General features: G+C 50.0%; 1 protein-coding gene. It reads right to left on the bottom strand.

All coding sequences use genetic code 11. The features are described from left to right. On the bottom strand, positions 1–466 hold a 466-nt coding region (locus Tanf_RS16655), incomplete at both ends, for a PhoU domain-containing protein (RefSeq protein ID WP_046824789.1).

The following is a 466-nucleotide window of genomic DNA, read 5'->3' as shown; positions in this document are numbered from 1 at the left end:
AGATGTGTATAAGAGACAGCGATTGGCGGCCTCAACATCGTCACTGGCAAAGGCCGTTAGTGCCTGCTTGAGGCATTCTTCAGAAAAAGTGAATAATTCGGACATTTTTTCACGGCTATCTAATAATGGCAGATTGCGTTCGGCTAACAATCTGCCAACCAGCTCGGTCATTTCCTCGCTGATAATATCGCCGATGGCCTCCAGATGATTGCTGATCGCAAGCTTGTTCAAAAGCCGGTTCTGATCCGATGGCAGCAACTCCGAATGGCGCAGTTTTCCAGCAAACCGCGCAATCGCATCCTGAAGGCTGTCAACCCCGTCATCAAGCTCGGCAATCTTTTCAAGTTTCTCAAGTGTCGGGTTTTGCATGGTTTCGCGCCCACGCCTTACAACATCGCACACGATATCGCCCATATGCATGACTTCTTTGCGCAAAAGCATCAGAGCGGCAGACGGGGTATTGGCA

Source organism: Tannerella forsythia (genome assembly GCF_001006485.1).
Classification (GTDB): Bacteria; Bacteroidota; Bacteroidia; order Bacteroidales; family Tannerellaceae; genus Tannerella; species Tannerella forsythia.
Note: the sequence above shows the minus strand (reverse complement) of the source record. Positions and strands in the feature narration are given on the sequence as shown.